The following is a 25096-nucleotide window of genomic DNA, read 5'->3' as shown; positions in this document are numbered from 1 at the left end:
TTTCTCGGTGTTTGCCTGTTGGGCGGCCCGCCGCAACGCCCCCAGGGATGCGCGCAGGTCGGGGTCTTTGGCATTGGAAATGTCTTTGGTGCTCATCGGTTTTCTCCCCATTGCAAGAGGGTCGGCTCTTCGCCGACATTGTCATATTCTGCCCAGGTATCCACAGCGGCCTTGTAGGCTTGATCGAGGTTGCGCCGTCCGGCAGAAAAACGGCGGCGGATCACCGCCTCGTCAATGTGGTGCCCGCCTTGGCGCACCCGATAGCCCACGGCCAGAATGGCGTCGAGGTTGTAGAGCTTGGTGAGGTAGTTTTTGCCGTCGGCCGCAGTTACCGAGGATTCCTCGGTAACTGGTTTCTCCTCTAGTTCGCCATCCGTAAAAATGTTCTTGAGGTGCAACCCCACGTTGTCCGTGCTCACGTCAAAGAGCTTTGCCGCTGCCGGTGGTGTGCCAGATGTAGCCGTTGCCGTTATCTTCGTCGATGCACTGGATCATGTGCTGCACGGCATAGACTTGGTAGGGCCGCATCATCATGAGCTTTTGCTCACCGGCGAGCAGCACCATGTAGCGGCTGATGGTCTGGCCAAGCTCGCACTTTTTCAGGAAGCGTTCGGCGAAGGCGTCGAGCTGGGTGATCTTGCGGTTGTCCTCGTCCGCGAATTCATAGACGGGCAGAAAGCGCTCGTCGGCATTGAAAGCGAAGTGGCGGGCGTTGTTGTTGGCGAAGTAGTAGGTCCGGTCGCCGTTGCTGACGATGAACAACTGCATGAAACAGAGCAGCGTCTTGGTGTAGCCGTTGCCGGGGTCGTGCTTGTATTCGACGATCTGCTCCATGGCCCGGCGCGGATGGACACCCAGGGTCTTCAGCTCGATCTGCACGCAGGGCACGCCGTTGATGAGCAGGATGACGTCGTAGCGGTGGTGGCTGTAGTCGGTATTGATGCGCAGCTGGTGGATGACCTCGAAGGTGTTCTTGCACCAGTCCTTGAGGTTGACCAATGTGTAGTTGAGCGGCGTGCCGTCGTCGCGGGTGAAGGCATTGATGCTGCGTAGGGTCCTGGCGGCGGTAAAGACATCCGGGGTGACGATTTCTTCCAGCAGGCGGGCGAACTCGGCATCGGTGAGACGGACGCGGTTGAGCGCCTCGAATTTCTCGCGGAAGTTTTGCTCCAGCGCGGCGCGGTCATGAATATCGTCGCGATAGTCGTATTTGAGGTTTTGCAGGGTGCCGATGAAGCCGTATTCGATGGTGTCCTCGCGGACGGCGGAATGCGGGCGATCAGCGGGCCGACTGTAGGTGCCTGGAGCGTTGATTTGTTTCCGGGTGCGGTCTTCCGGTTTCATGCGTTCTCCAGCGACATGTTTTGGTGCATTCTACGCTGTTGGGCTTATAGGACAAAATTTTACCGCTTTCCGTTAAGTGGTGAGTCGCTTGCGTGACGGGATGCTGGCATTGCCAGCTCGCCCCGTCTGTGCCAAGGTCTATTCCTCCAACAGTTCCGAGTGCTTCCATGCATATCTGGGTCGATGCCGACGCCTGCCCCAATGTCATCAAGGAAATTCTGTTTCGCGCCAGTACGCGTCTGAAACTGCCCCTGACTCTGGTCGCCAATCAGCCCCTGCGCGTGCCCCACACTGCTCATATTCGCAGTGTGGTAGTGCCGGGAGGCTTTGATGTGGCCGACGATGAAATCGTGCGCTGCATTGAAGCGGGCGATCTGGTCATCACCGCCGATATTCCCCTAGCCGCTGCTGTGCTGAAAAAAAATGGCCATGCCCTCAGCCCGCGCGGCGAGCGGTATTCCCCCGAAACCATCCGCGAGCGCCTGCGGATACGGGATATGATGGAGCAACTTCGAGATTCCGGCGTCCGTACCGGCGGTCCCGCCACCCTGAGTCAAGCCGACCGGCAGGCCTTTGCCAACGCTCTGGATTTCCTCTTGCGTTAATAGACTGATAACGCTATCCTTGCGAACTTTTCCGGGCAGTCCCGGCGAAACCCTTGTTGGAGGTCTGTGATGTACGCGGTCATTGAAAATGGTGGCAAGCAGTATCGGGTGACAGTGGGCGACAAGCTCCGGCTCGAAAAGATGGAAGTAGAGCCGGGAGCCGAACTTGCACTGGACCGTGTGCTCATGGTCGGCGTTGGTGAGGACGTCCAGGTAGGACGACCTCTGGTGGAAGGTGCCGCAGTGAAAGCCACCGTACTCAGCCAGGGCCGCGCGAAAAAGGTACATATTTTCAAGATGCGTCGGCGCAAGCACTACCGTAAGCAGCAGGGCCATCGTCAGTACTTTACCGAAGTCCGCATTACCGGCATTGAAGCCTAAGGAGCACAATCATGGCACACAAGAAGGCTGGCGGTTCCTCCCGTAACGGTCGCGATTCCGAGTCCAAGCGTCTGGGCGTCAAGCGCTACGCCGGACAGGAGGTCATCAGCGGCAACATCATCATTCGTCAGCGTGGCACCCAGTTTTATCCGGGCGCCAACGTCGGTATCGGCAAAGACCATACCCTCTTTGCCACCGCCGAAGGTGTCGTGAAGTTCGAGCGCAAAGGTCCGCGCCAGGTACGCACCGTCAGCGTCGTTTCGGCAGGCTGATCAGGCTACCGCCCGGAGGGACCCCGCCCCGTTTTTGCGGGAGCGGGGTTTTTCTATGAAATTTATTGATGAAGTACGCATTCATGTGGCGTCCGGCAACGGTGGCCACGGCGCGGTGAGCTTTCGCCGCGAGAAATTTATTCCTTTTGGCGGCCCCGATGGCGGCGATGGCGGGCGCGGCGGCAGTGTTTATCTGGTGGCCCAGGCCAGCCTCAACACGCTCATCGATTTCCGTTACCAGCGCCGCTATCGCGCCGAAAATGGTCACGGCGGCGCCGGGCGCCAAATGACGGGCCGCGCCGGTCACGACCTGGAGATCAAAGTCCCGGTCGGCACCCTGGTGTATGACGACGACACCCATGAATTGCTTGGTGACCTGCGTTTCGAAGGCGAACGGCTGTTGGTCGCCCGGAGCGGCCGGGGGGGGCACGGTAATCTGTCCTATAAATCGAGTACCAATCGCGCCCCTCGTCAGTTTGAGAAAGGCGGCGCGGGTGAGGAACGGGATCTGCGCCTGGAGTTGCGCCTGCTTGCCGACGTCGGCCTGCTGGGACTGCCCAATGCCGGCAAAAGCACCCTGATCCGTGCCGTCAGTGCTGCCCGCCCCAAAGTGGCGGACTACCCCTTCACCACCTTGTATCCCAATCTCGGCGTCGTGCGCGTCGCAGCGCACGAGTCCTTTGTGCTTGCCGATATTCCCGGCCTCATTCCGGGCGCCTCTGAAGGTGCAGGACTAGGCACCCGCTTTCTCAAGCACCTGAGTCGCACCCGCCTACTCCTGCATCTGGTAGACATGGCCCCCGTCGACGGGAGCGATCCGGCGATGAATATCCGCGCACTGGAAATGGAGCTGGCCGCCTACAGCCCAACCCTGGCCGCGCGTCCCCGCTGGTTGGTGGTCAACAAGTCAGACCTCCTTCCGGGCGAAGAAGCCGAGGCGAGGTTTCAACAGATCTGCAAGGCTCTGCAATGGGAAAGGCCGGCCTTTCTGATCTCGGCCGCCAGCGGCGCCGGCTGTGAGGCTTTGGTGTATGCCATCTGGCAGGCCCTTCCCGACCTTCCTCCGGCCGCTGACCCTACGCAGACAGAGGACTGGGGTGACGAAAGCGATGGCGACGAGCACCTTGAAGACTGGGAGGGCGACGATCTCGATGCCGACTGGGAGGAGGGGCAGGTGTGAGCCGCAACCTCAAAACCGCGCAACGCTGGGTCATAAAAATCGGCAGCAGCCTGCTCACCAATAACGGTCAGGGCCTTGATCTCGCCGCCATCGAGGCATGGGTTACGCAAATACTGGTGTTGCGGCGGCAGGGTATTGAACTGGTGCTGGTTTCTTCGGGCGCGGTAGCTGCCGGCATGGAGCGCCTCGGCTGGTCGACTCGCCCTACATCACTCCACAAACTCCAGGCGGCTGCCAGCGTTGGCCAGGCTGCTCTCATTCAGGCTTATGAAGATTTTCTGCGCCGGGGCAACGTGCATGGCAGCCAGGTCCTGCTGACCCATGAAGATTTGCAGGATCGTCAGCGTTACCTCAACGCCCGCGCCACCCTGCGCATCTTGCTGGAAATGGGTGTAATCCCCATTATCAATGAGAATGACGCCATTGCCAGCGCCGAAATCCGCTTTGGCGACAATGACACCCTGGCGGCCATGGTCGCCAATCTACTGGAAGCTGACCTGCTGGTGATACTCACCGATCAGGCCGGGCTTTATGACCGGGACCCGCGCCACGACCCCCATGCCAGCCTGCTTTCGGAAGTGCGGGCCGGAGACCCGGAACTACTACGGATGGCTGGTGGTGCCGGGACAATGCTGGGGAGCGGAGGCATGATCACCAAGGTGCGGGCGGCCAGCCGTGCCGCCCAGTCGGGCGCCGCCACCGTTATCGCCCCAGGCAGCGCCGACAACATCCTGTTGCGAATCTGGTCCGGGGAAGATGTGGGGACGTATTTTCGTCCGGGCGTTGCCAAACTGGCTGCGCGCAAGCGCTGGCTGGCAGGGCAGCTGCGCCCGTCCGGGACACTCCATCTGGACGCGGGCGCCGTGCGGGTACTCCGGGAAAAGGGCAGCAGTCTGCTTCCAGTCGGTATTACCGCCAGCGAGGGCGACTTCCAGCGCGGCGACTTGGTGCGCTGTGTGGACCCGGAAGGTCATGAAGTCGCGCGCGGTCTGGTGAACTTCGCGCAGCATGAAGTCCTGTTGCGGCTAGGTAAGGGCAGCAAGGCACTCTGCGCGTTGTTCGGCGATGTGGACGAGTTCGAGATCATCCACCGTGACAACCTGGTGCTCAGCAGCGACCAGGGCTAATTCGTACCGGCTCCCGGGGCATCGTCGTCCCTTAGTGAACAAATCCCCACGTCCTGCATGCCAAGACAGGTACCATAGAGATAGAGGCTGTGGTCGCTGATAAAAAAGCCCTGGTTCGCAGCGAGCTCCCGCTGCCGGGCCTCCAGCATCTCATCGAAAAACTCCAGCACCTTACCACAGGCGGTACACACCATATGATCGTGGTGGCCGGTTTCATTGAGCTCAAAGACCGCCTTATCGCCCTCGAAGTGGTGCCTTCGCACCAATCCGGCCATTTCAAACTGTGTAAGCACTCGATAGACCGTCGCCAGGCCCACTTCTTCACCGGTCTCCAGCAACAGCCGGTAAATTTCCTCGGCCGTAAGATGCCGTGCGTCGCTGTCCTCAAAAATGCGGAGTATCTTCAGCCGCGGCAAGGTCGCCTTGAGACCGGCGCGTTTCAATTCATCGCTGTTCATTCGTTCGTCGATCATTCGCTCGTAGCAATAGCCATGCGTAATGGTTTAGGATAGTTGCACCTGACGCCCAAGACAAGGACCATGAGAAGCTTCCGCCTGATTATTCTGCTTACTTTCTGTGCCCTACCGCTCGGCGCCTGCAGCATTTACCGCGTCAGTGTGCAACAGGGCAATGTCATCACCGCCAAGGAGCTGGCTGAACTACACCCGGGAATGGATGAGCTGCAGGTGCGCGCCATCCTTGGCTCGCCACTCCTGCAGGACCCGTGGCATCCCCATCAGTGGGTGTATGCCTACAGCTTCAAACCGGCCTATGGCAATACGGAGGTCCGCAAGGTGCTGGTGCTTTTTGACAAGGACGACAAGCTGACCGGCGTGCAGGGAGACGTACGGAGCACCACGCCGACGACAGCGGCCACTGCGTCTTAGGGATGGCCGGAGTGCGGGGCGTCCCCAGGTTCTTGTGCCCCCAACGCGCGCGGCTGGCCATATACGGCCCGCGCACGTTGAGCGAAGCGTTGCACCATGGTTTCCGCCGCCTGCTTGAATATGGGTTCTAGAAACGCACCCAACAACCGGGACGCGAACTCAAAACGCATATCCAGGGTTACTTTGGTACCCCTGGCGTCCGGTTCCAGTTGCCAGAGCCCTTCCAGAAAGCGGAAGGGACCATTGACCAGCCGCACCTCCGCCATCTTGGGCCGCTGATAACGATTTTTGGTGGTGAAGGATTTGCCAAAAGCGCCGTGGGAGATGGTGATCTCGGCAACCACTTCATCCTCCTTCGACTGGATGATCCGGGTTCGCCCACACCAGGGTAAAAATTGCGGATAGGCGCGGATATCCTCTATCAGGGCAAAAATCTGCGCCGCGCTGTAAGGCAGCACGGCGGTCTTACAAATATGATGCATGAAATCCTCTCAATATCGGCGCTGCCCCAGCGCGCGCGCCTGCACCCAACGATCTATCTGTACCAAAAACCATTCCACGACCCGCCGCCAGCGGGGCCGTTTGCGCCAGGGCTCCGGGTCGATGTTCCGCGCCTGGGCGAATTCACGTAAAAACAGGGTATGCAGCAACAGCGCCGCGAGGGGAGCGCGCAGCTCCAGGTTCAGTTCATGATTGAACCACAGGCTCAGAAAATCGAGATTCGCGGAGCCGATGGATGCCCAGGAATCATCCACCAGCAGATATTTCGCATGCAGAAAGGCACCCTCATATTCGTATATATGCACTCCTCTGCGCATCAGCTTTTGATAGTACGCCTGAATCCCAAATCGCAAAAGCGGGTGATCGGTGATTCTGCCGGCGAGCAGAAGCCTGACGTCGACACCCCGTTGAACGGCATGATATACCGCCCGCAGGACGATAGGATCGGGATTGAAATAGGGGGTAGCGATCCAGATACTGCGATGCGCCGCACGGATGGCGGCGAGCAGACGGCGACGCACCGCCAGATTTTTCGGCGGCGCCCCCTCTACGAAACGGCCAAAACCCCACCACAAGGTATCGGAGGGGAAAGATGCCGCCATGCCCGGCGACGGAAGCGACTCGGGGCGATGACGAAAAAAAATCTGGCGACCTTGTTCCGCCAAGTGACCACGACAGGCAAAGAGCGTCTCACGATAGGGCACGGTACCGGGAACGCCGGTGAGCCAGTCATCCGCAATCGCGAAACCACCGACCGCAACCCACTTACCATCCACCACGACGATGCGCCGGTGGCTGCGTCGCAGCCTTTTTTCCAGCCCTTTGGTTTGCAGGTGATGGTACCAGTGTAACCGGGCACCAGCGGCGCGCAACTCAGCCGCCCAGGCGCCCGGAAAGCCGCGGCTGCCCACAGCGTCCAGGGTGATATAGACCTCTACCCCAGCCGCCGCCTTGTCGCAGAGGATACGCACGACACGCCGGGGCCAGTCGCCTCCGGCAAAAATATAGTTCTCAAAGAGAATCTCGTTGTGCGCGTCGCGCAGGCACTGCTCCAGCCATTCGGCGATAGCAGGCATCTCGCTCAGCAGCACGGCTGCGGGAATGGGCTCCCAGCGTCTTTGGCGATGCGCCGCGAAATGGTCGGGCAACAGCTTCGGCACGTCTTCAGGCTCCGCTATGGTGCATGCTGGTTACCTTCCACAGGAACAACGACAAAGTCAATGCCACCTTTCTGCGCGCTGGCCTTTTCCCGTACAATACGCGACTGACCGGCACGGGAGGTGCAGGATGAGCAGCACAATCGCCCTCAATCGCGAGGCGAAACATGATTACTTCATTGAAGAGCGCTTTGAGGCCGGCATGGTCTTGGAGGGCTGGGAGGTGAAGTCCCTGCGTGCCAATCGGCTCACTCTCAAAGACAGTTATATCATCGTCAAAAATGCGGAACTCTGGTTGCTGGGCGCGCACATCAGTCCACTGCTTACCGCCAGCACTCATATAAACCCTGACCCGACACGTACCCGCAAGCTGCTGATGCACAGGGAACAGATCAATCGCATGATCGGTAGTGTCGAGCGCAAGGGCTTTACGATCGTGCCCCTGGCCATGTACTGGAAGCAGGGCCGTGCCAAAGTGGAAATCGCACTGGTGAAGGGCAAACAGGAGCACGACAAACGTGCCACGGTCAAAGACCGGGAGTGGCAGCGGGACAGGGCGCGCATCATGAAGGGCGGAGCGCGGGATGTCTGAACGGCGTCAGGGGACTTTTCTCTTTCAGGCGCTGATTCTGTTCCTTTTTGCCTTCTGGCTGTTGGCCTTTCATACCGGAAATTCCAGCCTCTGGGACATCGATGAGCCCAATAATGCCCAGGCGCTGAAAGAAATGATGGTGCATCACAACCTGGTGGTCCCCACCTTCAACGCCGCGCTGCGTCCCGACAAGCCCATCCTCAATTACTGGTTGATGTGGGCCGGGGTACACGTGCTGGGAATGAACAGTTGGGGCCTGCGTATCGGCTCGGTGGCGATGGGGGCGCTGCTGGTATTCTATCTGGCGCTGGCTTTGCGTCGCCCCTATGGGGAGCAGACTGCGCTGCTGGCCGGACTACTGGCTGCCACAGCCCTCCATAGCCAGATCATCTTCCGGGCCGCAGTACCGGATCCTCTGTTGATTCTCTTTGTCACTATCACACTGGTTTCCTACCTGCGGGGTTATCTTTACCCGGAAAAAGCGAAGCGTGACTATCTGATCGCCTACGCAGCGATGGGGTTGGCGACCCTGGCCAAAGGCCCCATAGGCTTCCTCCTGCCTGGCCTTGTCATTGTGGTTTTCCTGCTGCTGCGCCGGGAACTGCCGGATCTTTGGCGCCGCGGCCGCCTGGCGTGGGGTATCCCACTGTTTTTGGTCGTCACCCTACCCTGGTATCTGGCGGTGGGTATAGAGACCCATTGGGCCTGGGATCGCCTGTTCATTGACCAGCAGAACATCGATCGCTACGCCGCCGCCATGCAGGGTCATTCGGGTCCGATTTACTATTATCTCTTCACCATAGCGCTGGCGCTGCTGCCCTGGACGATTTTTCTGCCGCAAACCATTGCGGAAATCTGGCAGAGACGGGCAACGCTGCTGCAACAGGCACCCGCTGATACCTTCATGCTGGTCTGGGCCGTTATCTGGGTCGCTTTTTTCAGCCTCGGCGCCACCAAGCTCCCCAATTACGTCTGGGAAGCCTACCCCCCGCTCTTCGTCCTTATCGCGGCGCGCCTTTACCGGGCGTTGAACGGGACGGAGCCCCTCGGTCGTCGCGGTGTCGTCCTGTCCCTCGTGGCATTATTGCTGGTGGGTGTCATCCTGGCGGCCCTGGGGGCCTGGCTGGTACCGGAAAAAATTCCGCCCCTGGGCAGCATGGCCTATCTGGGCCTGCCCTATATCGCCGCGGCAATGCTCGGTCTGCTCTTCGCCTGGCGAGGCCTGCTGCTGCCGATCATCAGCAGTCTCGGAGCAGGCGCGGTAGCCCTCACGGCCTGCCTGGTATTGCTGGCCATGCCCGCCCTGAATGTCTTGAAACCCTCGGTGACCATGGGTCGCATGATCCGCGCGAGTGTCGGCGCACGACCCTACGCCATCGCGACCTGGCAGTGGTTTGAGCCCAGTTTTCTTTTTTATGCCGGGCGTGGCGCCATGCGCGTGCATCAGTTGAAAAACCCGCAGGCGATCCGGCGCGTCGTTGCCGATGGCCACGGCACCGCCTATCTCGCCCTGCCGACCCGCGATATACCGGCCCTGCGGACAGGCTTACCCGGAGCGTTGCATGTACAGGAACTCTACTCGGGTTATGAACTCTATAGTCGGCAGCATATCGCCCTGTTACGCATCGAGTCCCCCATATCTCAGGAGAAAAACGGATCATGACGATTGTTCACGCAATTCAGACCCTGGCTCGTTCGCTGGCGATTGGCGGGGTCATCCTGACCACGGGCGTCGGCATCGCCCAGGGGGCGACAGCGGCCGCCGATCATGATCTCGACTACTGGCAAGCCCTGAGCCACACCCACTACATCGAAGAAGGCAGCAAGGGGCCCATCCTCTATGATTTTCTGGATCCCAACTGTCCCTATTGCCATCAGACTTATGTCTGGCTGCAAAATCCCGTTGATGGTGGACAATTGCGCGTGCGCTTCGTCATCGTCGGTTTCCTGTCGCCTAGCAGCAAGGGCAAGGCTGCGGCCATTCTCGCGGCACCCGAACCTCTGGCCGCCCTCCGGCGGACGGAAAAAGGTTTTGCCATGACCCAAAACGGTCCGGAAGGCGGCATCAAGCCTGCCGACGCCGCAGTAATCGCCAATGTGCAGAAGCAACTTCAATTCAACCAGTCCCGTCTCGATGGCAAAGAATCTGAACTTTTTGGGATGGAAGGTGCCGCGGTGCCTTTTCTGGTCTACCAGCGGGGCAAAAAAATCCATTACCTTTTAGGCCCGCCCGACAACGCACAATGGAAAGACCTGCTCGACGCTTCATGAGCCCAGCGAGGCTGTCCGGCCTGATTGCGGTGCTGGTGGCGGGCGCGGCGGCCGGTGCCTTTGTCCTGGTCCTCTGGCTGCAATTCGCACGAGGCTACGAACCGTGCAGTCTCTGTGTGTATCAGCGCCTGGCCAATATCGCCGTGCTGCTCATCGTCGTGATGGGATTTTTCTGGACGAGGGTGGCACGGCGCGGATTGTGGATGCTGGCCAGTGCCTATGCCCTGGCGGGCGCAGGGCTTGCCGGCTGGCAATGGCATCTCAGCGCGATCGCAAGCCACGCACCCGAGGCATGCGCAGCGGTGAGTATCTTCCGGAGTGGGCGCAGTTTCGGGCCTTGGGGCAAAGAGGCAGCCTCGGTCTTCTCGGGACAGGGCTCCTGTGCCGCCGCCGGAGCCCGCACCCTGGCTGGATGGCCCGTTACGCACTGGAGTCTGGTCTTTTTCCTCACCTGCGCCGTACTGCTGTGGCTTGCCCAATGGCTTTGCGGACGGCAGGACAGGCGTTAGGCCTCGACCACAGAAACAGGGTTTCCGACTTCTTCAGTTTGGCCATCGCCAGTCACGACGCAGGGTTTCCAGTACGTCAAGCGCCCGACCCGTGTCCAGGGCGAGCGCATTCACATGCCCCATTTTACGCCGCGGTCTAGCCTCCTTTTTCCCGTACAGGTGGGGCTTGAGCTGGGGATGACGCAGCAGCGCATCCCAGTCCGGGCTACCCCTATCCCAGAGATCACCCAGCAAGTTCATCATCACCACGGGGCTGATCAGGCGGGTATCCCCGAGAGGCAGACCGCAGAGGGTCCGCACCTGTTGGTCGAACTGGCTGTGCACACAGGCGTCCACGGTAAAATGACCACTGTTATGAGGACGGGGCGCCATCTCGTTCACCAACAGTTGGCCCGCGCCATCCACAAAAAATTCGACCGCCAACACACCGACATAATCCAGCGCCCCGGCAATCCGAGCGGCGCTGTATCGCGCCCGTTCCTGCAGCGGCTCGACGGCACGGGCGGGTACGATGCTGAGGTCGAGAACGCCCCGATAATGGATATTTTCGGCCATCGGGTAGAACACCATCATGCCATCGCTGGTGCGTGCCAGAATGATGGAAAGCTCCTGAGCCAGCGCAACGCGCCCTTCCAGCACCGCTTCCGTCTCTCCCAGTGATGCCCAGGCGGCAGCCAGGTCTGCTGCGGAAGCCACATCGATCTGCCCCTTGCCGTCATAACCGAGACGCGCAGTCTTGAGAATGGCTGGAAAGGGCACATTTGCCGCTGCCGCTGCCAGGTCGGCGGCGCTGCGCAGCAGTGCGAAAGGCGCAACAGCCAGATTCAGGTCGCGGAAAAAGGCCTTTTCCCGTGCCCGATCCTGGGCAATGGCCACCGCCGCGACGCCGGGGTGCATCGGTACCTCCCGGGCGACACGCTCCAAGGCAGCCAGCGGAACATTCTCAAATTCCGTAGTAACCGCCGCACAGGTACCCGTCAACTCCCGTAATGCGTGGATATCGTCATAGGCCGCGCAGAGATGGCGGTCTGCCACCGCGGCGGCGGGACAATCCGGATCGGGGTCCAGTACCCATACGCTGTAGCCGACGCGCCGGGCGGCGAGGGCAAACATCTGACCGAGTTGTCCGCCGCCGAGCATACCGAGAGTGGCGCCGGGCAGGATCAAAGGCCGGTCTCCGGCAAGGTCATGGCCATCACTGCAGTCTCCTGGCGCGCGCGAAAATCCAAGAGGCGCAGGGCCAGCGCGGCATCGGCACCAGCCAGCATCGCGGCAGCAAACAGGGCAGCATTGGCAGCACCCGCCGCGCCGATGGCAAAGGTGGCCACCGGCACCCCCTTTGGCATCTGCACGATAGACAATAGAGAATCCAGGCCTTGCAGATGCCGGGAAGGCACCGGCACGCCGAGCACCGGCACGATGGTCTTGGCCGCCAGCATACCGGGCAGGTGCGCAGCGCCGCCAGCGCCGGCAATGATGCATCGCAACCCCCGCGGCGCGGCACCAGCCGCATAGTCAAAAAGGAGGTCCGGCGTGCGGTGTGCGGATACGACACGCTGTTCGCAGGGAATGGCCATCGCCTGCAGATGTTCCACCGCGGCGCGCATCACTTCCCAGTCACTTTCGCTGCCCATCACCACACCGACTACCGGTTGTTCCATACCTGCCCCTCTACGCCCTGACCCCAAACGGGTTATAATGCCTGTCATGGAAGGAGCGCTCAAGACCAGCCATCGGGCCATCCGCAGTTTCGTGCTGCGCCAGGGCCGCATCACCGCTGCCCAGACCCGGGCAGTTGCGGAATATTTGCCGGCCCGACAGATAGATGCCCATGCCGAGTGGCGGGATCCCTGGGATAACCAAAGACCGCTCTTGCTGGAAATAGGCTTTGGCAACGGTGAGCACCTGGCCGCCATTGCCGCGCAACGGCCGACCTGGGGCTGCATCGGCATCGAGGTGCATACACCCGGCGTGGGGTCCCTGCTGCTGCAACTGGTGGAGGCCGGAACCGATAACGTCCGGATCGTCCACGACGATGCCGTCACATGGCTGAAGGCGCTGCCGGACGCTCTTCTGCGCTGCATCATCATTCAGTTTCCTGATCCATGGCCTAAAAAACGGCAACAAAAACGGCGCCTTATCCAGCCGGATTTTGCTGCAGTGTTGTGTCGCCTGCTGCAGCCCGGAGGCGAACTGCAACTGGCCACGGACTGGGCGGACTATGCTGGGCAGATGCTCACCGTGCTCAACGCCACCCCAGGCCTGCAAAATGCGTCTCCCGACAATGGCTATGTCTTCCGCCCCGACAACCGCATTCTGACCCGATTTGAGCGGCGCGGGCAGCGACTGGGGCATACAGTTTATGACCTCTGCTATCGGCGCATCCCGTGACTGCCAAGCGCTCCGACTGTGTGCATTGCCTCATGCGCGGACGAAGCATTTTTGCCGGGTTGAGCAGGGACGAAGTCTGCGAACTCGGTATGGACGTCCAGGATATCCACGTCCCGACGGGAACGTCGATCTATCACGAGGGCGGCCCTGCGCAATATGCCTATACGCTTCGTCAGGGCGGCATCAAGCTGGTCAAGAGTCTGCCCAATGGTCACGCGCAAATCGTTCGCCTGCTCAACCACGGCGACCTCCTGGGTTTTGAAGGATTGCGTAGCGAGCGGCATCGTCATAGTGCCATTACCTTGACCGGCACCGATCTCTGCCGCCTGGAACTGAGGGCACTGGATGCGCTTTCCCAGCGTCTCCCAGCGGTGCGTGAAGCCATTTTCGCGCGCTGGCAGCAGGCACTGCAGGAAGCTGAAGACCGCATTGTCGAACTGGGTGCCAAAAAGGCCGATGCTCGGCTGGCCACATTCCTCTGCCAATGGGTCAGCGCCTACCCGCAACAGCGTGCGGCGCCTTTCCCCCTCACCCGTCAGGACCTGGGGGAGTTTCTCGGCCTTTCCACCGAGCACGTCAGCCGCATCATGGCGGACCTGAAACGCCATGGGCTGCTCCACGAACACAAGGGGCAAATCGAAATTCCTGATCCCCAAAACCTACTCCTGTACGCGAGCAGCGACGGCACCCGCGCCTGAGCCTCCCCTGTTAGTTAACCAAATCTGTCAATTTTGACAATTGTCAATGCAGACACTCTTTCTACGCCTTATGGTGAGAGTATGGGCGTCTCAGAACACAGGATGATGCTCCGACACCATTGCCGACAAGGGGTGATAGCATGTTTTTCAGACAGCTTCTTGAAACCGAAACCAGCACCTATACCTACATCCTGGGGGACCCGACCTGGCACGAGGCCGTGGTTATCGACCCGGTTCTGGAAACCATCGATGAGATACTGCGCATACTTGATCGGGAATCCATGCGACTAGCATACGTGCTCGATACCCATGTCCACGCCGACCACGTTACCGGCGCCAGCGCACTGCGTGCGCACACCGGTGCGCAGGTCGTGATCAGCCGCCGAGCTGCCGCGCCCTGTGCAGACGTACCGGTGGATGATAACGATTTTATCGTGCTGGGTGATGACGTCATACGGGTCATTAGCACGCCCGGCCACACTCCGGGATGCGCTAGTTACCGTTGGCGCGACCGGGTCTTCACGGGCGACGCACTATTGATCGGGGGCTGTGGCCGCACGGATTTTCAGGGTGGCGATGCTGGGGCGCTCTATGACAGCATCACCGGGAAGATCTTCACACTGCGCGACGAGACCCTGGTCTATCCTGGCCACGACTATGCCGGTCGCCACGTCAGTTGCGTCGGCGAGGAAAAGCGTATGAACCGTCGCCTGGCGGGTAAAAGCCGGGAGGAGTTCATCGCCATCATGGCGGAACTCCACTTGTCAAAACCGAAGAAAATTCATGTTGCCGTGCCCGCCAACCAGCGCTGTGGAGCGCTCAATATATGAGGAGTACTTAAAGATGAGCAAAAAAAATACCGTGCACGGGGTGCTGGCAGGCATGAGACGTGGTGGCGGCGGCGGAGGTCGCGGACGCGGGCAGGGCGGCATTCGTTTCGGGAATGAGCCGGGCATGCGGCCTGCCGGCATGAGCCTGGCCGACGAGGAAGCTATGGAACAGCGGATGCTGGTGAGCACCGGGAACACGGACAAAAGGGCACGCCATCAGCACGATCAGGAGGTCTTCCATACCCTGCTTCGCCATCACGACCAGATTCAGCGTGAATTGACCCGGCTTCCCGATGGCATACGTTCGCTGACGACTTCCGCCAACCCGGAGATCGTCAGCCTGCTGCACGACCATGTTCCGGCCATGCACCACCGGTTGGAAGAAAACTTTGGATTGCGCTTCTGGGATCCAGCATTTCCGGAAATTTTCGCGCAGCGCGAAAAAGTACAAATGGAAGTAACCCTGGTACCCAATGGAGTTCTTGTGGAAGAGACCAGCGAGGATCCCAACGTGGTGACCCTCATTCAAGCCCACGGCATCGTCGTCAGCCTCTTCGTGCAACGCGGCTTTGCCCAGGCCCAGGAGGTCAGCCCCTTGCCAGACAACTATCAGCGTGTACTGGGTGGCTGAGCAGTCTGCCGGAGGGGCAACGGCGTCCGGCCTGCCGGGCGCCCTGCCAGGCGGATGCAGTATACTGTGTGAACGGGGCCGATTGCGGCTTCCTTCCACGTTTTCTGCTACTGAGGAATAGCATATGACCCAAGTGACCATTATCGGCGCAGGCTTTGGTGGCCTGACGGCCGTCCGCCACCTGCGCCGCCGGATGCCCGACGCGGAAATCACCGTCATCGCACCCAGGGCGGAGTTCGTTTACTACCCCAGCCTGATCTGGATTCCCACCGGGCTGCGGCAAGGCGAGAATCTGCGGATTCCCTTGGACCGTTTCTTTCAGCGCCAACGGGTGGAGTTTCATCAGGGTCGCGTCACTGGCCTGCGCGACGGTGGCCGTACCGTCATCACCGACCACGGTGAAGTGCGGAACGACGCGCTCATCATTGCCAGCGGCGGTCGCGGTATCCGTAAGCTACCGGGCATCGAGCACAGTTTCGCTATCTGCGACGGCATCGATGCCGCCGAAAACATCCGAGACCGCTTGGCGCTGATGGACAAAGGTACCATTGCCTTCGGTTTCGCCGGCAACCCCCTGGAGCCAACCGCCGTACGCGGTGGTCCGGTCTTTGAACTGCTCTTTGGAATCGACACTTACCTTCGTCAGATCGATAAGCGCGGACAAATCGAATTGGTATTTTTCAATCCGATGACCGAACCGGGTAACCGGCTGGGTCCGAAGGCGGTGGAAGGACTGCTCGCGGAAATGCAGCGGCGCGATATTCGCACCCATCTTGGTCATAAAATCAGTGGGTTCTCGGTAAACAAAGTGATGACCGAAGGCGGCGACATTGCCGCGGACCTGATCCTGTTCATGCCCGGCATGACCGGCCCGGACTGGGCAGCCAACAGCGGTTTGCCCCTCTCTGCCGGTGGCTTTTTTCAGTCCGACCTGCACTGCACGGTTCCCGACCATCCGGGCGTCTTTGTCATTGGTGACGGGGGGTCCTACGCGGGCAGCCCGGACTGGCTACCCAAGCAGGGCCACATGGCGGACCTGCAGGCCGGGACCGCCGTGCATAACCTGCTCCTGCATCTGCAAGGGAAGGCGGCAGACAACACCTTCCGCAGCGAGTTGATCTGCATTGTCGACACCCTGGACAGCGGCATCATGGTCTATCGCAGCCCCAATCATGCCAGCATCCTGCCAAATTCGCTCTGGCATGCGGCCAAGGTCGCCTTTGAGTGGCGTTATCTGCTGCATTACCGCTGAGCCAGCGCAATGCGGCCCCGACAACGCGCGGCGGGGCTTCAGCGCTCCTGTCCGGGCGCACTATAATGCCGCCCTTTCCACGCTCCGCCCCGGCCGCCGTAATGACGGCGGGCGGAATCCAGCGTCATGAGTGTATAGAACAGTGCCGCAATGGGCAGACTGAACGCCCGGAGGGGGTTCAGCGCGTAAAGCCGCAAAGTGGGCACATAGGCCGTCAGCATCAGCAGACAGGCGAGCAGCGTGGGCATCGCCAGCCAGACATTTTCGGTCCAAAGTCCATACAGCAGCCCTCCTACCGGCCCGGCATAGAGAAAAGTCATCACCAACGTTGCTCCGAGCAGCCGCCAGGGGCTGAACCGCAGTTGCACGTAGGCGGAGCGAGCTACCATCCGCCATATTTCGCCAAGTTGGCGGTAATCCCGCAGACTATGGCTCTCCGTCCCCAAACCCAGCCAGATCGCGCCATGGGGCTTCAGCAATGCTGCCAGCGTGCAGTCATCGATGCGTGCGGCACGCATGGCGGCGAACCCGCCGACCTTTTCGAGTGCCTCCCGACGCAGCAGCATACACCCCCCCGCCGCACCGGCCAGAGTACGGTGTGGGTCGTTGACCCAGGGAAAGGGATACAGCATCTGGAAGAAGAAGATGAAGGGCGGAATCAGAAGACGCTCCCAAAAACCGCGGCAGGAGAGCATCACCATCAGCGAGACCAGTGACAAATCCCGATCCTCTATCCGGGTGACGAGGCGCCGCAAGACATCCGGCCCATGCACGATATCTCCGTCGGTGAACCAGAGAAGCGGCACCGGGCCGGCCGCGGTCACCCCCTGGTCCATGGCCCAGACCTTACCCGCCCAGTTTTCCGGCAGCGGCGCGCCAGTCAGCACCTCCAGACGGGAGGAGGCATCCATCTGCCGCGCCGCCTCCCGTGCGCACTTTGCGGTGCCGTCCGTACTCTGGTCATCCACCACGATGACCCGCAAGACGCCGGGGTAATCCTGTCTCAGCAGGGCCGTTACGCAAGCACCAATACCCTCTGCTTCATTACGCGCAGGCACTACGGCGGTGACTTCTGGCCAGCTTCGCCGTGGGTTGCTTTCGCGGGGTGGAAGACGCTGATCTGCCCGCCAGAAAGCGCCCCGCCCGAGGAACAGCACCAGCCAGGCCACCAGAACGGCCCATGCGGCCGGTAACAGCCACACGTCGCTCAAGACTGAATACGCCACTGCCCTTCCGCAGAGGTGGCGGCCCCAGGATCGGCCATGCCCGAACGCATACACGCCTGTTTGATGGCGAGGCGCAGATCGTTCTGCGAATCGGCCGCGCGCAGGGCATCGTCATATTCCACCAGTCCATCCATAAACAACTGCAACAGGCTCTGATCAAACGTCTGCATACCGACGTCGTTCGTTCGCGACATGGCGTCCTTCAGCAGACTCACTTCACCCTTGTAGATCAGATCGGCAATGGCCGGGGTATTGATCAGCACCTCCATGGCAGCGATTCGTCCGCTCTGCCCCTTGACCGGCAACAGGCGCTGTGAGACCACGGCACGCAAATTGAGTGAAAGATCCATGAGCAACTGTTTTTTACGATCTTCCGGGAAAAAATTGATGATCCGTTCAATGGCCTGATTGGCATTGTTCGCGTGGAGGGTGGACATACACAGGTGCCCGGTTTCGGCATAAGCGATGGCATGATCCATGGTGTCCCGGCTGCGCACTTCGCCGATCAGGATGACATCCGGCGCTTCCCGCAACGCATTCTCCAGCGCCCGCTCATAATTCAGGGTATCGATGCCCACTTCGCGCTGATTGACGATGGACTTCGCATTCCGGTGCAGAAATTCGATTGGATCCTCAATGGTGAGGATATGACCCGCCGCATTCTGGTTGCGATACTGGACCATCGACGCCAGGGAGGTGCTTTTCCCGGAACCGGTAGAACCGACGAAGAGCACCAGCCCCCGCGACGTCATGGCCAGATCTTTCAGTATCGGCGGCAGCCTGAGCTGCTCCAGGCTGGGAATCTGGGTCTTGATGGCGCGCAGGACAAAGCTCAGTTCACCACGCTGGAAAAACCCGTTGACCCGGAAACGCCCCACCTCGGGCACGGAAATGGCCATGTTGATTTCTTTCTCGTGCTGGAACTCCTGTAAGCGCTCCATCCCCAGAATTTCCTTGGCCAGATTCAGCACCTGACCCGGTTTCAGCATTTCTGTCCCCAGCGGAACCGTCCGCCCGTCGACTTTCATGACCGGTGGCGAGCCCACGGTGAGGTACAGGTCCGAGCCGTTTTTTTCCACCATCAGGACCAGCAAGTCATCCAGTACAGACATAAATTATCCTCAGGCCACGTTCATGAAGCTGTCTTTGTTCTGTACCCGGCGCAGCGCATCTTCGCGAGTCACCTTGTGGGCACGCACCAGGTCGGCAAGACATTGGTCCAGGGTTTGCATGCCCTGATTTTGCCCGGTCTGGATCACCGAGTACATCTGCGCAACCTTGTTCTCACGAATCAGGTTGCGGATAGCCGGGGTGGCGATCATGATTTCGTGGGCGGCGACCCTTCCCTTGCCGTCGGCCGTTTTGAGCAAAGTCTGGGAAATGACCGCGCGCAGGGATTCGGACAGCATGGCGCGGACCATATCCTTTTCCCCCCCGGGAAAGGAATCGACAATACGGTCGATGGTTTTTGGTGCGGAACTGGTATGCAGCGTCGCAAACACGATATGGCCGGTCTCTGCCGCGGTAAGCGCCAGGCGCATGGTCTCCAGATCACGTAACTCGCCCACCAGGATGATATCGGGATCTTCACGTAAAGCCGAGCGCAGGGCGTTTTCAAAGGAGTGGGTGCTGGCACCCACCTCGCGCTGGTTGATCAGGCACTTCTTGGGGGTGTGCAGAAATTCGATAGGATCTTCAATGGTAATGATGTGGTCGGCGCGATTCGCATTGATATGATCTACCATCGCCGCCAGCGTCGTTGACTTACCCGATCCGGTCGGCCCCGTGACCAATACCAGTCCGCGCGGCACGTTGATGATCTCCTTGAAAGAACTGGGCGCATGGAGGTCTTCCAGTGTCAGCACACTCGCAGGAATCGTCCGGAACGCCGCAGCCGGTCCGCGGTCCTGGTTGAAGGCGTTAACCCGGAAACGCGCCACACCCGGCAGTTCATAGGCAAAGTCGATTTCCAGGTTCTCCTCATACCCCTTCCGCTGGAAATCGTTCATGATGTCGTAAATCATGCTGTGTACGGTTTTGCTGTCCTGCGCCTCCACATTCAGCGGACGGATGTCGCCGTTGATCCGCAGCATCGGCGCCAGACCTGCCGAGATATGGGTGTCCGATGCGTTGTTTTTTACCGCGAAGGCGAGCAGTTCTGAAATATCCATCGTGCGGCTCCCGACATGAACGCCCCATGATTTGGGGCCAAAGGCTATTGGGCGTTACTATAGTCGACCTTGACCATTTCGCCCACGTCTGCCGGAGACTGATGTCCATCGCTGAACGCCTGGCCCATGTGCAATGGGAGATTGCCGATCACCCGCCGCAGTGCCTGCTGGCTGCAAGCAAGCACGTTACGGCGGCGACACTGCGTGACGCCTATGCCCTCGGACTTCGCCACTTCGGCGAAAACTTCCTGCAGGAGGCGCTGGACAAACAGACGGCACTGAGAGATCTGGATGGCATCATCTGGCATTTCATAGGTCGCATCCAGCGCAACAAGACCGCACTAATAGCCCAGCATTTCGACTGGGTGGAAAGTGTGGACCGCCCACTCATCGCGGAACGGCTCCATGCCGCCCGCGCCGGCATGGAGCCGTTGAATGTGCTGATCGAAGTCGCCATCAGTGGGGAGGAAACCAAGGGCGGCTGCGCGCCAGAAGAGGTTCCGGAATTGGCCCTCGTCATTTCCCGGTTGTCCCGTTTACGGCTCCGCGGCCTGATGGCCCTGGTCCACCCGCAACCGGAGCCGGCAGAGGCCGACTTCCGCCGGATGGCAGAACTTTTTCTCGCGCTGCGGCAAACCCAGGTCCATGCCGATCTGGATACCCTCTCCATGGGCACTTCGGCGGATTACCTCCAGGCCCTGCAGCAGGGTGCCACAGAAATCCGTCTTGGTACCATCCTCTTCGGAGCCCGTGCCCAGGAGCCCTTATGATACCTCAGAATATTGTCTTCATTGGTGCCGGCAATATGGCTCGCGCCCTTATCGCCGGTCTGCGGCGTCAGGGCATTGCAGGCGAGCAGATTCAGGTTCACGCCCCCAGCAGTGCACACCGTGACGCACTTGCCGAAGAGTTCGGCATCCGCAGCCTGGCGGCAACGGCGCAAAGTCTGCCTGCCAACAGCGTGGTCATCTACGCAGCCAAACCCAAGCAGATATCCGCAGTGCTCGCGCTGTGGCGGCAGGCTTTCGCCGATGCCGGCGTGCTCTTCCTCTCTGTGGCTGCCGGCATCGGCAGCGCACGCATTGCCGCCGAACTAAACCCCGGGAGCGCCATCGTGCGCGGCATGCCCAACACCCCGGCGCAAGTCGGCGCCGGAGCGACGGCGCTGTATGCCCGCGATTCGGTGAGCGCCGCGCAACGCCAGACTGCCGGGTTTATCATGTCCGCCGTGGGCCAGATTTACTGGTTAAGCGATGAATCACTGATGGACGCCGTTACGGCACTATCCGGAAGCGGCCCTGCCTATGTCCTGCTGTTCCTGGAAGCCCTTGAAGATGCCGCCGTGCTGCAGGGCCTGGACCGTGTCACTGCGCGCGCCCTCGCCCTGCAGACGGTGCTCGGCACCGCACAGATGGCGGCTGCCAGCGCCCTCAGTCCGACCGAGTTACGCCATCAGGTCACCAGTCCGGGGGGCACCACGGCGGCGGGTTTGGCGGTCTGGGAAGAGCACCTGCGGCCACTGGCGCAGCGGGCCCTAGCCGCCGCGGCGGAGCGCAGCCGCGCCCTAGGCAGCCCCGAAAAGGATATATCATGACCGAACTGAGCATTATGGCGGCGCGCCTTACCAGTCTCATTCTGACCTTGCTGTTCTGGGCAATTCTCATCCGTGCCATATTGTCCTGGGTACAGCCCGATCCACGCAATCCGGTCATACAGTTTCTGGATCGGCTGACCGGACCCATTCTCTATCCCCTACAGCGGATCATCCCGCCCATCGGCGGATTCGACCTCAGTCCGCTGGCAGCGCTGCTGATCATCGAAGTGCTCAAGGGGCTGCTGGTTCATGCCATCCTCAATCTGGGCGGGTAACCCCATTACGACGGACTGCAGCACATGACTTCCTCAGAAACACGCCCCCCATATCTGCGGGCAGACGGTGACGACCTGTATGTACGCGTCCACGTACAGCCGGGTGCCAAGATCGATGCCATCGGCGGATGCCACGGCGATGCCCTCAAAATTCGCCTGCGTGCCCGGCCCGTGGATGGCGCTGCCAATACTGCCCTTTCGGCTTTGCTCTGTGCTACCCTGCGCCTGAAAAGACAGCAGATCACTTTGGTGCAGGGGGAGAGCGCGCGGGACAAAGTGCTCAGGATCAGCGCAGCGCCCACACACGTGCAGACTCAACTCAGAAAATATGCCGAATCCGCCCACTCACCTGCTCTCGACAGGGAAGACCGATGAACCACAGCGCAGCACTGCCGACTCTCGATGCCATCCTCGAAATCTATGCCAGCCCCTTCAACGATCTGATTTATGAGGCGCAACAGGTGCATCGGCTACACTTTGATCCAAATGCCATCCAGTGCTCCACCCTCCTCTCCATCAAGACCGGCGGTTGCCCCGAGGATTGTGGCTACTGCTCCCAGAGCGTCCATCACCAGACGGCCCTCCAGGCCGAACCGCTGATGGATCTTGAACAGGTGCGTGCCGCCGCGCGGGAGGCCAAAGCCAATGGGGCCCAACGCCTGTGCATGGGGGCTGCCTGGCGCTCGCCCCACGACCGGGATATCGAAAAAGTAGCCGCCATGATCGGCGTGGTCAAGGAGTATGGCCTGGAAAGCTGCGTGACGCTGGGGATGCTCAAACCGGGGCAAGCGGAACGCTTACAGCATGCTGGCCTCGACTACTACAACCACAATCTCGATACCTCCCCCGAGTTTTATGGTGAAGTCATCCACACCCGCAGTTATCAGGACCGCCTCGACACCCTGGAAGCGGTGCGTGACGCCGGTATCCGGATTTGCAGCGGCGGCATCCTCGGCATGGGAGAGTCCCGCCGGGACCGGGCGCGGATGCTGCAAGTGCTCGCGCAGTTGCCCCAGGCTCCGGAGAGTATCCCCATCAACGCCCTGGTGCCCATTCCCGGCACCCCGCTGGAGGCTGCGGAGCCGATTGACGGCTTTGAATTCGTGCGCACCGTCGCGGTCGCCAGAATCCTCTTCCCCAAGGCCTACGTACGGCTTTCGGCAGGGCGCGAAGCCATGAGCGACGAATTACAGGCGCTCGCCTTTCTGGCCGGTGCCAACAGCATTTTTCTTGGGGATCGCCTGCTGACGACAGGGAATGCCAGCACCGGACATGATCAGGCCTTGTTCAACCGACTGGGCCTGCACCGCAGCGCGGACTGACGGTCGGCGACAGGGGCCAGCCGGACGGACCGACCCCGGTGTAGCTCAGGAGTGGTCACCAAAAGACAGGGGGATGGCGTAGGTCAGCAGCACCTCATCCTCGCCGGGATCCTCGTTGGCGATATATGCATTGGAAATGTGGGCGATCTTGATTCCCAAGCGCGACTGATCGGCAAACTGATAAGCCAGACTCAACTCCAGACGAAACTGGAAGGTGCCGTCCAGATATTTGCCGCGCCCCTGATTATATCCGCCCATGCCGAGCACCGGCGTCAGTACCCAGTGATCCCAGGCAATATCCGAGTAAAAGCCGGTGTAGCCCATGAAACCGCCGTTGGTATTGGCGACGATACCCCATAGCGCGCCGATGCCGAACAACTTGGAGGCAGACTGGTATTCCAGATCGATCTCCGGAAGGGTTGCATTACCCCGATGTCCAGGACCGGGCTCGACGCCAGCCGCGTTAAAGGCGCCGATACCGGCGTCGAAATACGCAGGTCCGCCCTGGACCACATGCAAGCCTGCGCCTTCTGCCCAGGCTGGCCCGGCTGCCAGCAGAGCCAATGCCGTCACACCCAGGATCCTCGCCAGGATTTTACTACCGTCCTTCATGACTGCTCCTTAGTAAAGATGTGTCGGCCGCCTTGCCGACAGGAATCGTTTGCGTTATGGTATCAACCGAACGGTCAGTATGCGTTCGCTCAGCGCGCATGTCAAAAAAGCCTGATGGACCTGAGCCGCGCATATACTGTGCGCAAAACCCATTGTAAGCAGGGGTTGCGCATGAGTCGACCGTCGAAACAGGTCCGGAGAGTCGCCCGGCTGCTGGGATTCAACAAGGGACACATATGCGCTGGCTCAAACGCCTTTTGGTTCTGGTCATCATCGTCGTGGTTGCCTTTGGCGCCTATGCATACTTCCAGATTTCTGATTACTATCCCAACACCGACGATGCCTATCTGCATGCCCATGTCGTGAACATCGCACCGCGGGTTACGGGACATATTGTCGCCATTTATGTGCATGATAATCAGGTCGTGCAGGCTGGACAGCCCCTGCTCCAGGTGGATCCGCGGGCCTACGTCTACGACGTGCAGAAAGCCGAGGCCGAACTGACCCAGGCGGAACGGCAGACGGCCGCCATTCAGGCCAATATTGCCGGAGCGCGCGCCAATATCAGCGCCGACCAGGTCAATTACCAGAATGCCCGGCACAACGCCCAACGCGCGGCAGCGCTGGCGGCACAGAAATATCTATCCGCGCAACAGGCGGATAACGAAATGACCGCGGCGAAAAGTGCCGGGGCGCGCCTGACCGCCGATCAGGCGGCCCTGGCGGAGACACAGGCACAGCAAGTCCTCAATGGTGCCCGCATCGCCGCCGCCAAGGCCGCCCTGCGCACAGCCCGGCTCTATCTGTCTGAAACCACGCTCTACGCGCCCATCGCGGGAGTCGTCAGCAAAGTGGATAAAATCCATGTGGGCGACGTGGTCAATGTCAATCAAGACCTGTTCCCCCTGATCGGCAATGCGGAATACTGGGTCGAGGCCAACTACAAGGAAACCGATCTTAGCCGGGTACACCCGGGACAGAGTGCGAAAATCACTGTGGACATGTACCCCGACCATCGCTTCAAGGGAAGGGTGATAAGCCTGAGCGGCGGTGCCGGAAACGCCTTCTCCCTGCTGCCCCCGGAAAATGCTACGGGTAACTGGGTGAAGGTGACACAGCGGGTACCGGTGCGCGTGCTCATCACCAATCCGGACCCCAGGTTCCCGCTACGGATCGGTACCAGCGCGTCGGTAACGGTGGATACGGGCGGAGCACCGGGCTGGGTCAAGGCGCTGCGACCGATCTTCTGAGGCCCCGGCGTTACCGGC

32 protein-coding genes are annotated in these 25096 nt (G+C 60.4%); 21 read left to right on the top strand and 11 right to left on the bottom strand.

Annotation, left to right across the window (positions count from 1 at the left end):
- Positions 1 to 92 precede the first annotated feature (92 nt).
- On the bottom strand, positions 93 to 419 hold the full coding sequence (locus tag F6A13_RS15525) for a hypothetical protein (protein ID WP_197722482.1): 327 nt from the start codon (positions 417 to 419) through the stop codon (positions 93 to 95).
- A gap of 1 nt (position 420) precedes the next feature.
- Entirely contained in the window at positions 421 to 1344 is a 924-nt protein-coding gene (locus F6A13_RS01730; RefSeq protein ID WP_225981907.1) for a type I restriction endonuclease, read from the bottom strand.
- A gap of 167 nt (positions 1345 to 1511) precedes the next feature.
- Here F6A13_RS01730 and F6A13_RS01725 point away from each other — a divergent pair, with 167 nt between their 5' ends.
- From F6A13_RS01725 to proB, 5 genes are all read left to right on the top strand, one after another.
- Complete coding sequence (locus F6A13_RS01725) at positions 1512 to 1949, top strand: YaiI/YqxD family protein (RefSeq protein WP_113526348.1); 438 nt, start codon at positions 1512 to 1514, stop codon at positions 1947 to 1949.
- A gap of 69 nt (positions 1950 to 2018) precedes the next feature.
- The gene (gene rplU / locus F6A13_RS01720) at positions 2019 to 2330 is read left to right on the top strand and encodes a 50S ribosomal protein L21 (protein WP_113526347.1); all 312 of its coding nucleotides are present in this window, start codon (positions 2019 to 2021) and stop codon (positions 2328 to 2330) included.
- 11 nt (positions 2331 to 2341) lie between these two features.
- Positions 2342 to 2602 carry a 50S ribosomal protein L27 gene (gene rpmA / locus F6A13_RS01715; protein ID WP_113526346.1) on the top strand — a complete coding sequence of 87 codons (261 nt, stop codon included), beginning with the start codon at positions 2342 to 2344 and terminating at the stop codon, positions 2600 to 2602.
- A 55-nt stretch (positions 2603 to 2657) separates the two neighbouring features.
- A complete protein-coding gene (gene cgtA, locus F6A13_RS01710) occupies positions 2658 to 3782 on the top strand; it encodes an Obg family GTPase CgtA (protein ID WP_126604545.1) in 1125 nt (374 codons plus the stop codon).
- On the top strand, positions 3779 to 4909 hold the full coding sequence (gene proB, locus F6A13_RS01705; protein ID WP_126604546.1) for a glutamate 5-kinase: 1131 nt from the start codon (positions 3779 to 3781) through the stop codon (positions 4907 to 4909). Before cgtA ends, proB begins: the two co-directional genes overlap by 4 nt.
- On the opposite strand, the gene fur is transcribed toward proB, so the two are convergent.
- Entirely contained in the window at positions 4906 to 5382 is a 477-nt protein-coding gene (gene fur, locus F6A13_RS01700; RefSeq protein WP_113526343.1) for a ferric iron uptake transcriptional regulator, read from the bottom strand. The two genes, proB and fur, sit on opposite strands and share 4 nt — an antisense overlap.
- Before the next feature lie 66 nt (positions 5383 to 5448).
- On the opposite strand from fur, the gene F6A13_RS01695 reads away from it, so the two are divergent.
- Positions 5449 to 5796 carry an outer membrane protein assembly factor BamE gene (locus tag F6A13_RS01695; RefSeq protein WP_113526342.1) on the top strand — a complete coding sequence of 116 codons (348 nt, stop codon included), beginning with the start codon at positions 5449 to 5451 and terminating at the stop codon, positions 5794 to 5796.
- Here F6A13_RS01695 and F6A13_RS01690 read toward each other — a convergent pair.
- Together F6A13_RS01690 and F6A13_RS01685 are read right to left on the bottom strand one after the other, a co-directional pair.
- Entirely contained in the window at positions 5793 to 6278 is a 486-nt protein-coding gene (locus tag F6A13_RS01690) for a type II toxin-antitoxin system RatA family toxin (RefSeq protein WP_113526341.1), read from the bottom strand. The two genes, F6A13_RS01695 and F6A13_RS01690, sit on opposite strands and share 4 nt — an antisense overlap.
- A 9-nt stretch (positions 6279 to 6287) precedes the next feature.
- Entirely contained in the window at positions 6288 to 7457 is a 1170-nt protein-coding gene (locus F6A13_RS01685; protein WP_113526340.1) for a phospholipase D-like domain-containing protein, read from the bottom strand.
- A 127-nt stretch (positions 7458 to 7584) separates the two neighbouring features.
- Between F6A13_RS01685 and smpB the strand changes: the two genes are divergently transcribed.
- The 4 genes from smpB to F6A13_RS01665 are packed head-to-tail and all read left to right on the top strand — an operon-like array spanning position 7585 to position 10826.
- A complete protein-coding gene (smpB, locus tag F6A13_RS01680) occupies positions 7585 to 8046 on the top strand; it encodes an SsrA-binding protein SmpB (protein WP_126604547.1) in 462 nt (153 codons plus the stop codon).
- A complete protein-coding gene (locus F6A13_RS01675) occupies positions 8039 to 9709 on the top strand; it encodes an ArnT family glycosyltransferase (RefSeq protein ID WP_126604548.1) in 1671 nt (556 codons plus the stop codon). Before smpB ends, F6A13_RS01675 begins: the two co-directional genes overlap by 8 nt.
- The gene (locus tag F6A13_RS01670) at positions 9706 to 10317 is read left to right on the top strand and encodes a thioredoxin fold domain-containing protein (protein WP_113526337.1); all 612 of its coding nucleotides are present in this window, start codon (positions 9706 to 9708) and stop codon (positions 10315 to 10317) included. Before F6A13_RS01675 ends, F6A13_RS01670 begins: the two co-directional genes overlap by 4 nt.
- Positions 10314 to 10826 carry a disulfide bond formation protein B gene (locus tag F6A13_RS01665; protein WP_225981906.1) on the top strand — a complete coding sequence of 171 codons (513 nt, stop codon included), beginning with the start codon at positions 10314 to 10316 and terminating at the stop codon, positions 10824 to 10826. Before F6A13_RS01670 ends, F6A13_RS01665 begins: the two co-directional genes overlap by 4 nt.
- Positions 10827 to 10859: 33 nt before the next feature.
- Here F6A13_RS01665 and F6A13_RS01660 read toward each other — a convergent pair whose 3' ends face one another.
- Together F6A13_RS01660 and purE are read right to left on the bottom strand one after the other, a co-directional pair.
- Positions 10860 to 11993, bottom strand: a complete 1134-nt coding sequence (locus tag F6A13_RS01660; RefSeq protein ID WP_126604550.1) for a 5-(carboxyamino)imidazole ribonucleotide synthase — start codon at positions 11991 to 11993, stop codon at positions 10860 to 10862.
- On the bottom strand, positions 11990 to 12487 hold the full coding sequence (gene purE / locus F6A13_RS01655) for a 5-(carboxyamino)imidazole ribonucleotide mutase (protein WP_126604551.1): 498 nt from the start codon (positions 12485 to 12487) through the stop codon (positions 11990 to 11992). The genes F6A13_RS01660 and purE overlap by 4 nt, the downstream gene beginning before the upstream one ends.
- A gap of 37 nt (positions 12488 to 12524) precedes the next feature.
- On the opposite strand from purE, the gene trmB reads away from it, so the two are divergent.
- The 5 genes from trmB (at position 12525) to F6A13_RS01630 (ending at position 16628) form a co-directional block, all read left to right on the top strand.
- On the top strand, positions 12525 to 13217 hold the full coding sequence (gene trmB, locus F6A13_RS01650) for a tRNA (guanosine(46)-N7)-methyltransferase TrmB (protein ID WP_172959340.1): 693 nt from the start codon (positions 12525 to 12527) through the stop codon (positions 13215 to 13217).
- A gap of 32 nt (positions 13218 to 13249) precedes the next feature.
- A complete protein-coding gene (locus tag F6A13_RS01645) occupies positions 13250 to 13915 on the top strand; it encodes a Crp/Fnr family transcriptional regulator (RefSeq protein WP_225981905.1) in 666 nt (221 codons plus the stop codon).
- A 140-nt stretch (positions 13916 to 14055) separates the two neighbouring features.
- Entirely contained in the window at positions 14056 to 14745 is a 690-nt protein-coding gene (gene sdo / locus F6A13_RS01640) for a sulfur dioxygenase subunit alpha Sdo (protein WP_126604552.1), read from the top strand.
- A gap of 13 nt (positions 14746 to 14758) precedes the next feature.
- The gene (locus tag F6A13_RS01635; RefSeq protein WP_113526331.1) at positions 14759 to 15376 is read left to right on the top strand and encodes a hypothetical protein; all 618 of its coding nucleotides are present in this window, start codon (positions 14759 to 14761) and stop codon (positions 15374 to 15376) included.
- Between the two features lie 124 nt (positions 15377 to 15500).
- Positions 15501 to 16628, top strand: a complete 1128-nt coding sequence (locus F6A13_RS01630) for an NAD(P)/FAD-dependent oxidoreductase (protein WP_113526330.1) — start codon at positions 15501 to 15503, stop codon at positions 16626 to 16628.
- A gap of 38 nt (positions 16629 to 16666) precedes the next feature.
- On the opposite strand, the gene F6A13_RS01625 is transcribed toward F6A13_RS01630, so the two are convergent.
- Genes F6A13_RS01625 through F6A13_RS01615 form a run of 3 tightly spaced genes read right to left on the bottom strand, consistent with a single transcriptional unit; the run spans position 16667 to position 20025 of the window.
- Complete coding sequence (locus F6A13_RS01625) at positions 16667 to 17830, bottom strand: glycosyltransferase (RefSeq protein WP_151528412.1); 1164 nt, start codon at positions 17828 to 17830, stop codon at positions 16667 to 16669.
- A gap of 5 nt (positions 17831 to 17835) precedes the next feature.
- Complete coding sequence (locus F6A13_RS01620) at positions 17836 to 18966, bottom strand: PilT/PilU family type 4a pilus ATPase (RefSeq protein WP_151528015.1); 1131 nt, start codon at positions 18964 to 18966, stop codon at positions 17836 to 17838.
- A gap of 9 nt (positions 18967 to 18975) precedes the next feature.
- The gene (locus F6A13_RS01615) at positions 18976 to 20025 is read right to left on the bottom strand and encodes a type IV pilus twitching motility protein PilT (protein ID WP_113526327.1); all 1050 of its coding nucleotides are present in this window, start codon (positions 20023 to 20025) and stop codon (positions 18976 to 18978) included.
- 101 nt (positions 20026 to 20126) lie between these two features.
- On the opposite strand from F6A13_RS01615, the gene F6A13_RS01610 reads away from it, so the two are divergent.
- The 5 genes from F6A13_RS01610 to bioB are packed head-to-tail and all read left to right on the top strand — an operon-like array spanning position 20127 to position 23216.
- Positions 20127 to 20795: a YggS family pyridoxal phosphate-dependent enzyme gene (locus tag F6A13_RS01610; RefSeq protein WP_113526326.1), complete on the top strand. Its 669-nt coding sequence runs from the start codon at positions 20127 to 20129 to the stop codon at positions 20793 to 20795.
- Entirely contained in the window at positions 20792 to 21619 is an 828-nt protein-coding gene (proC, locus tag F6A13_RS01605; protein WP_113526325.1) for a pyrroline-5-carboxylate reductase, read from the top strand. Before F6A13_RS01610 ends, proC begins: the two co-directional genes overlap by 4 nt.
- Positions 21616 to 21894 carry a YggT family protein gene (locus F6A13_RS01600; protein ID WP_113526324.1) on the top strand — a complete coding sequence of 93 codons (279 nt, stop codon included), beginning with the start codon at positions 21616 to 21618 and terminating at the stop codon, positions 21892 to 21894. Before proC ends, F6A13_RS01600 begins: the two co-directional genes overlap by 4 nt.
- 24 nt (positions 21895 to 21918) lie before the next feature.
- Complete coding sequence (locus tag F6A13_RS01595) at positions 21919 to 22269, top strand: DUF167 domain-containing protein (protein ID WP_126604554.1); 351 nt, start codon at positions 21919 to 21921, stop codon at positions 22267 to 22269.
- Positions 22266 to 23216, top strand: a complete 951-nt coding sequence (gene bioB, locus F6A13_RS01590) for a biotin synthase BioB (RefSeq protein WP_113526322.1) — start codon at positions 22266 to 22268, stop codon at positions 23214 to 23216. The genes F6A13_RS01595 and bioB overlap by 4 nt, the downstream gene beginning before the upstream one ends.
- A gap of 45 nt (positions 23217 to 23261) precedes the next feature.
- On the opposite strand, the gene F6A13_RS01585 is transcribed toward bioB, so the two are convergent.
- On the bottom strand, positions 23262 to 23828 hold the full coding sequence (locus tag F6A13_RS01585; protein WP_113526321.1) for an acyloxyacyl hydrolase: 567 nt from the start codon (positions 23826 to 23828) through the stop codon (positions 23262 to 23264).
- A 236-nt stretch (positions 23829 to 24064) separates the two neighbouring features.
- Between F6A13_RS01585 and F6A13_RS01580 the strand changes: the two genes are divergently transcribed.
- Complete coding sequence (locus tag F6A13_RS01580; RefSeq protein ID WP_113526320.1) at positions 24065 to 25078, top strand: HlyD family secretion protein; 1014 nt, start codon at positions 24065 to 24067, stop codon at positions 25076 to 25078.
- The last annotated feature ends 18 nt before the right edge of the window (positions 25079 to 25096 follow it).

Source organism: Acidithiobacillus sp. 'AMD consortium' (assembly GCF_008926505.1).
Classification (GTDB): Bacteria; Pseudomonadota; Gammaproteobacteria; order Acidithiobacillales; family Acidithiobacillaceae; genus Acidithiobacillus; species Acidithiobacillus ferridurans.
The sequence above is the reverse complement of the archived record's forward strand: the minus strand, read 5'-3'. Positions and strand labels throughout refer to the sequence as shown.

Coding starts and splice junctions, on each gene's coding strand:
- F6A13_RS01585 (WP_113526321.1), bottom strand. CDS start 23,828: ATGAAGGACGGTAGTAAAATCCTGGCGAGGATCCTGGGTGTGACGGCA.
- F6A13_RS01580 (WP_113526320.1), top strand. CDS start 24,065: ATGCGCTGGCTCAAACGCCTTTTGGTTCTGGTCATCATCGTCGTGGTT.
- sdo (WP_126604552.1), top strand. CDS start 14,056: ATGTTTTTCAGACAGCTTCTTGAAACCGAAACCAGCACCTATACCTAC.
- F6A13_RS01615 (WP_113526327.1), bottom strand. CDS start 20,025: ATGGATATTTCAGAACTGCTCGCCTTCGCGGTAAAAAACAACGCATCG.
- bioB (WP_113526322.1), top strand. CDS start 22,266: ATGAACCACAGCGCAGCACTGCCGACTCTCGATGCCATCCTCGAAATC.
- F6A13_RS01630 (WP_113526330.1), top strand. CDS start 15,501: ATGACCCAAGTGACCATTATCGGCGCAGGCTTTGGTGGCCTGACGGCC.
- F6A13_RS01620 (WP_151528015.1), bottom strand. CDS start 18,966: ATGTCTGTACTGGATGACTTGCTGGTCCTGATGGTGGAAAAAAACGGC.
- trmB (WP_172959340.1), top strand. CDS start 12,525: ATGCCTGTCATGGAAGGAGCGCTCAAGACCAGCCATCGGGCCATCCGC.
- F6A13_RS01695 (WP_113526342.1), top strand. CDS start 5,449: ATGAGAAGCTTCCGCCTGATTATTCTGCTTACTTTCTGTGCCCTACCG.
- proC (WP_113526325.1), top strand. CDS start 20,792: ATGATACCTCAGAATATTGTCTTCATTGGTGCCGGCAATATGGCTCGC.
- cgtA (WP_126604545.1), top strand. CDS start 2,658: ATGAAATTTATTGATGAAGTACGCATTCATGTGGCGTCCGGCAACGGT.
- F6A13_RS01730 (WP_225981907.1), bottom strand. CDS start 1,344: ATGAAACCGGAAGACCGCACCCGGAAACAAATCAACGCTCCAGGCACC.
- F6A13_RS01670 (WP_113526337.1), top strand. CDS start 9,706: ATGACGATTGTTCACGCAATTCAGACCCTGGCTCGTTCGCTGGCGATT.
- F6A13_RS01645 (WP_225981905.1), top strand. CDS start 13,250: ATGCGCGGACGAAGCATTTTTGCCGGGTTGAGCAGGGACGAAGTCTGC.
- F6A13_RS01595 (WP_126604554.1), top strand. CDS start 21,919: ATGACTTCCTCAGAAACACGCCCCCCATATCTGCGGGCAGACGGTGAC.
- purE (WP_126604551.1), bottom strand. CDS start 12,487: ATGGAACAACCGGTAGTCGGTGTGGTGATGGGCAGCGAAAGTGACTGG.
- F6A13_RS01665 (WP_225981906.1), top strand. CDS start 10,314: ATGAGCCCAGCGAGGCTGTCCGGCCTGATTGCGGTGCTGGTGGCGGGC.
- fur (WP_113526343.1), bottom strand. CDS start 5,382: ATGATCGACGAACGAATGAACAGCGATGAATTGAAACGCGCCGGTCTC.
- rplU (WP_113526347.1), top strand. CDS start 2,019: ATGTACGCGGTCATTGAAAATGGTGGCAAGCAGTATCGGGTGACAGTG.
- F6A13_RS01635 (WP_113526331.1), top strand. CDS start 14,759: ATGAGCAAAAAAAATACCGTGCACGGGGTGCTGGCAGGCATGAGACGT.
- F6A13_RS01600 (WP_113526324.1), top strand. CDS start 21,616: ATGACCGAACTGAGCATTATGGCGGCGCGCCTTACCAGTCTCATTCTG.
- smpB (WP_126604547.1), top strand. CDS start 7,585: ATGAGCAGCACAATCGCCCTCAATCGCGAGGCGAAACATGATTACTTC.
- F6A13_RS01725 (WP_113526348.1), top strand. CDS start 1,512: ATGCATATCTGGGTCGATGCCGACGCCTGCCCCAATGTCATCAAGGAA.
- F6A13_RS01690 (WP_113526341.1), bottom strand. CDS start 6,278: ATGCATCATATTTGTAAGACCGCCGTGCTGCCTTACAGCGCGGCGCAG.
- rpmA (WP_113526346.1), top strand. CDS start 2,342: ATGGCACACAAGAAGGCTGGCGGTTCCTCCCGTAACGGTCGCGATTCC.
- F6A13_RS01610 (WP_113526326.1), top strand. CDS start 20,127: ATGTCCATCGCTGAACGCCTGGCCCATGTGCAATGGGAGATTGCCGAT.
- F6A13_RS01675 (WP_126604548.1), top strand. CDS start 8,039: ATGTCTGAACGGCGTCAGGGGACTTTTCTCTTTCAGGCGCTGATTCTG.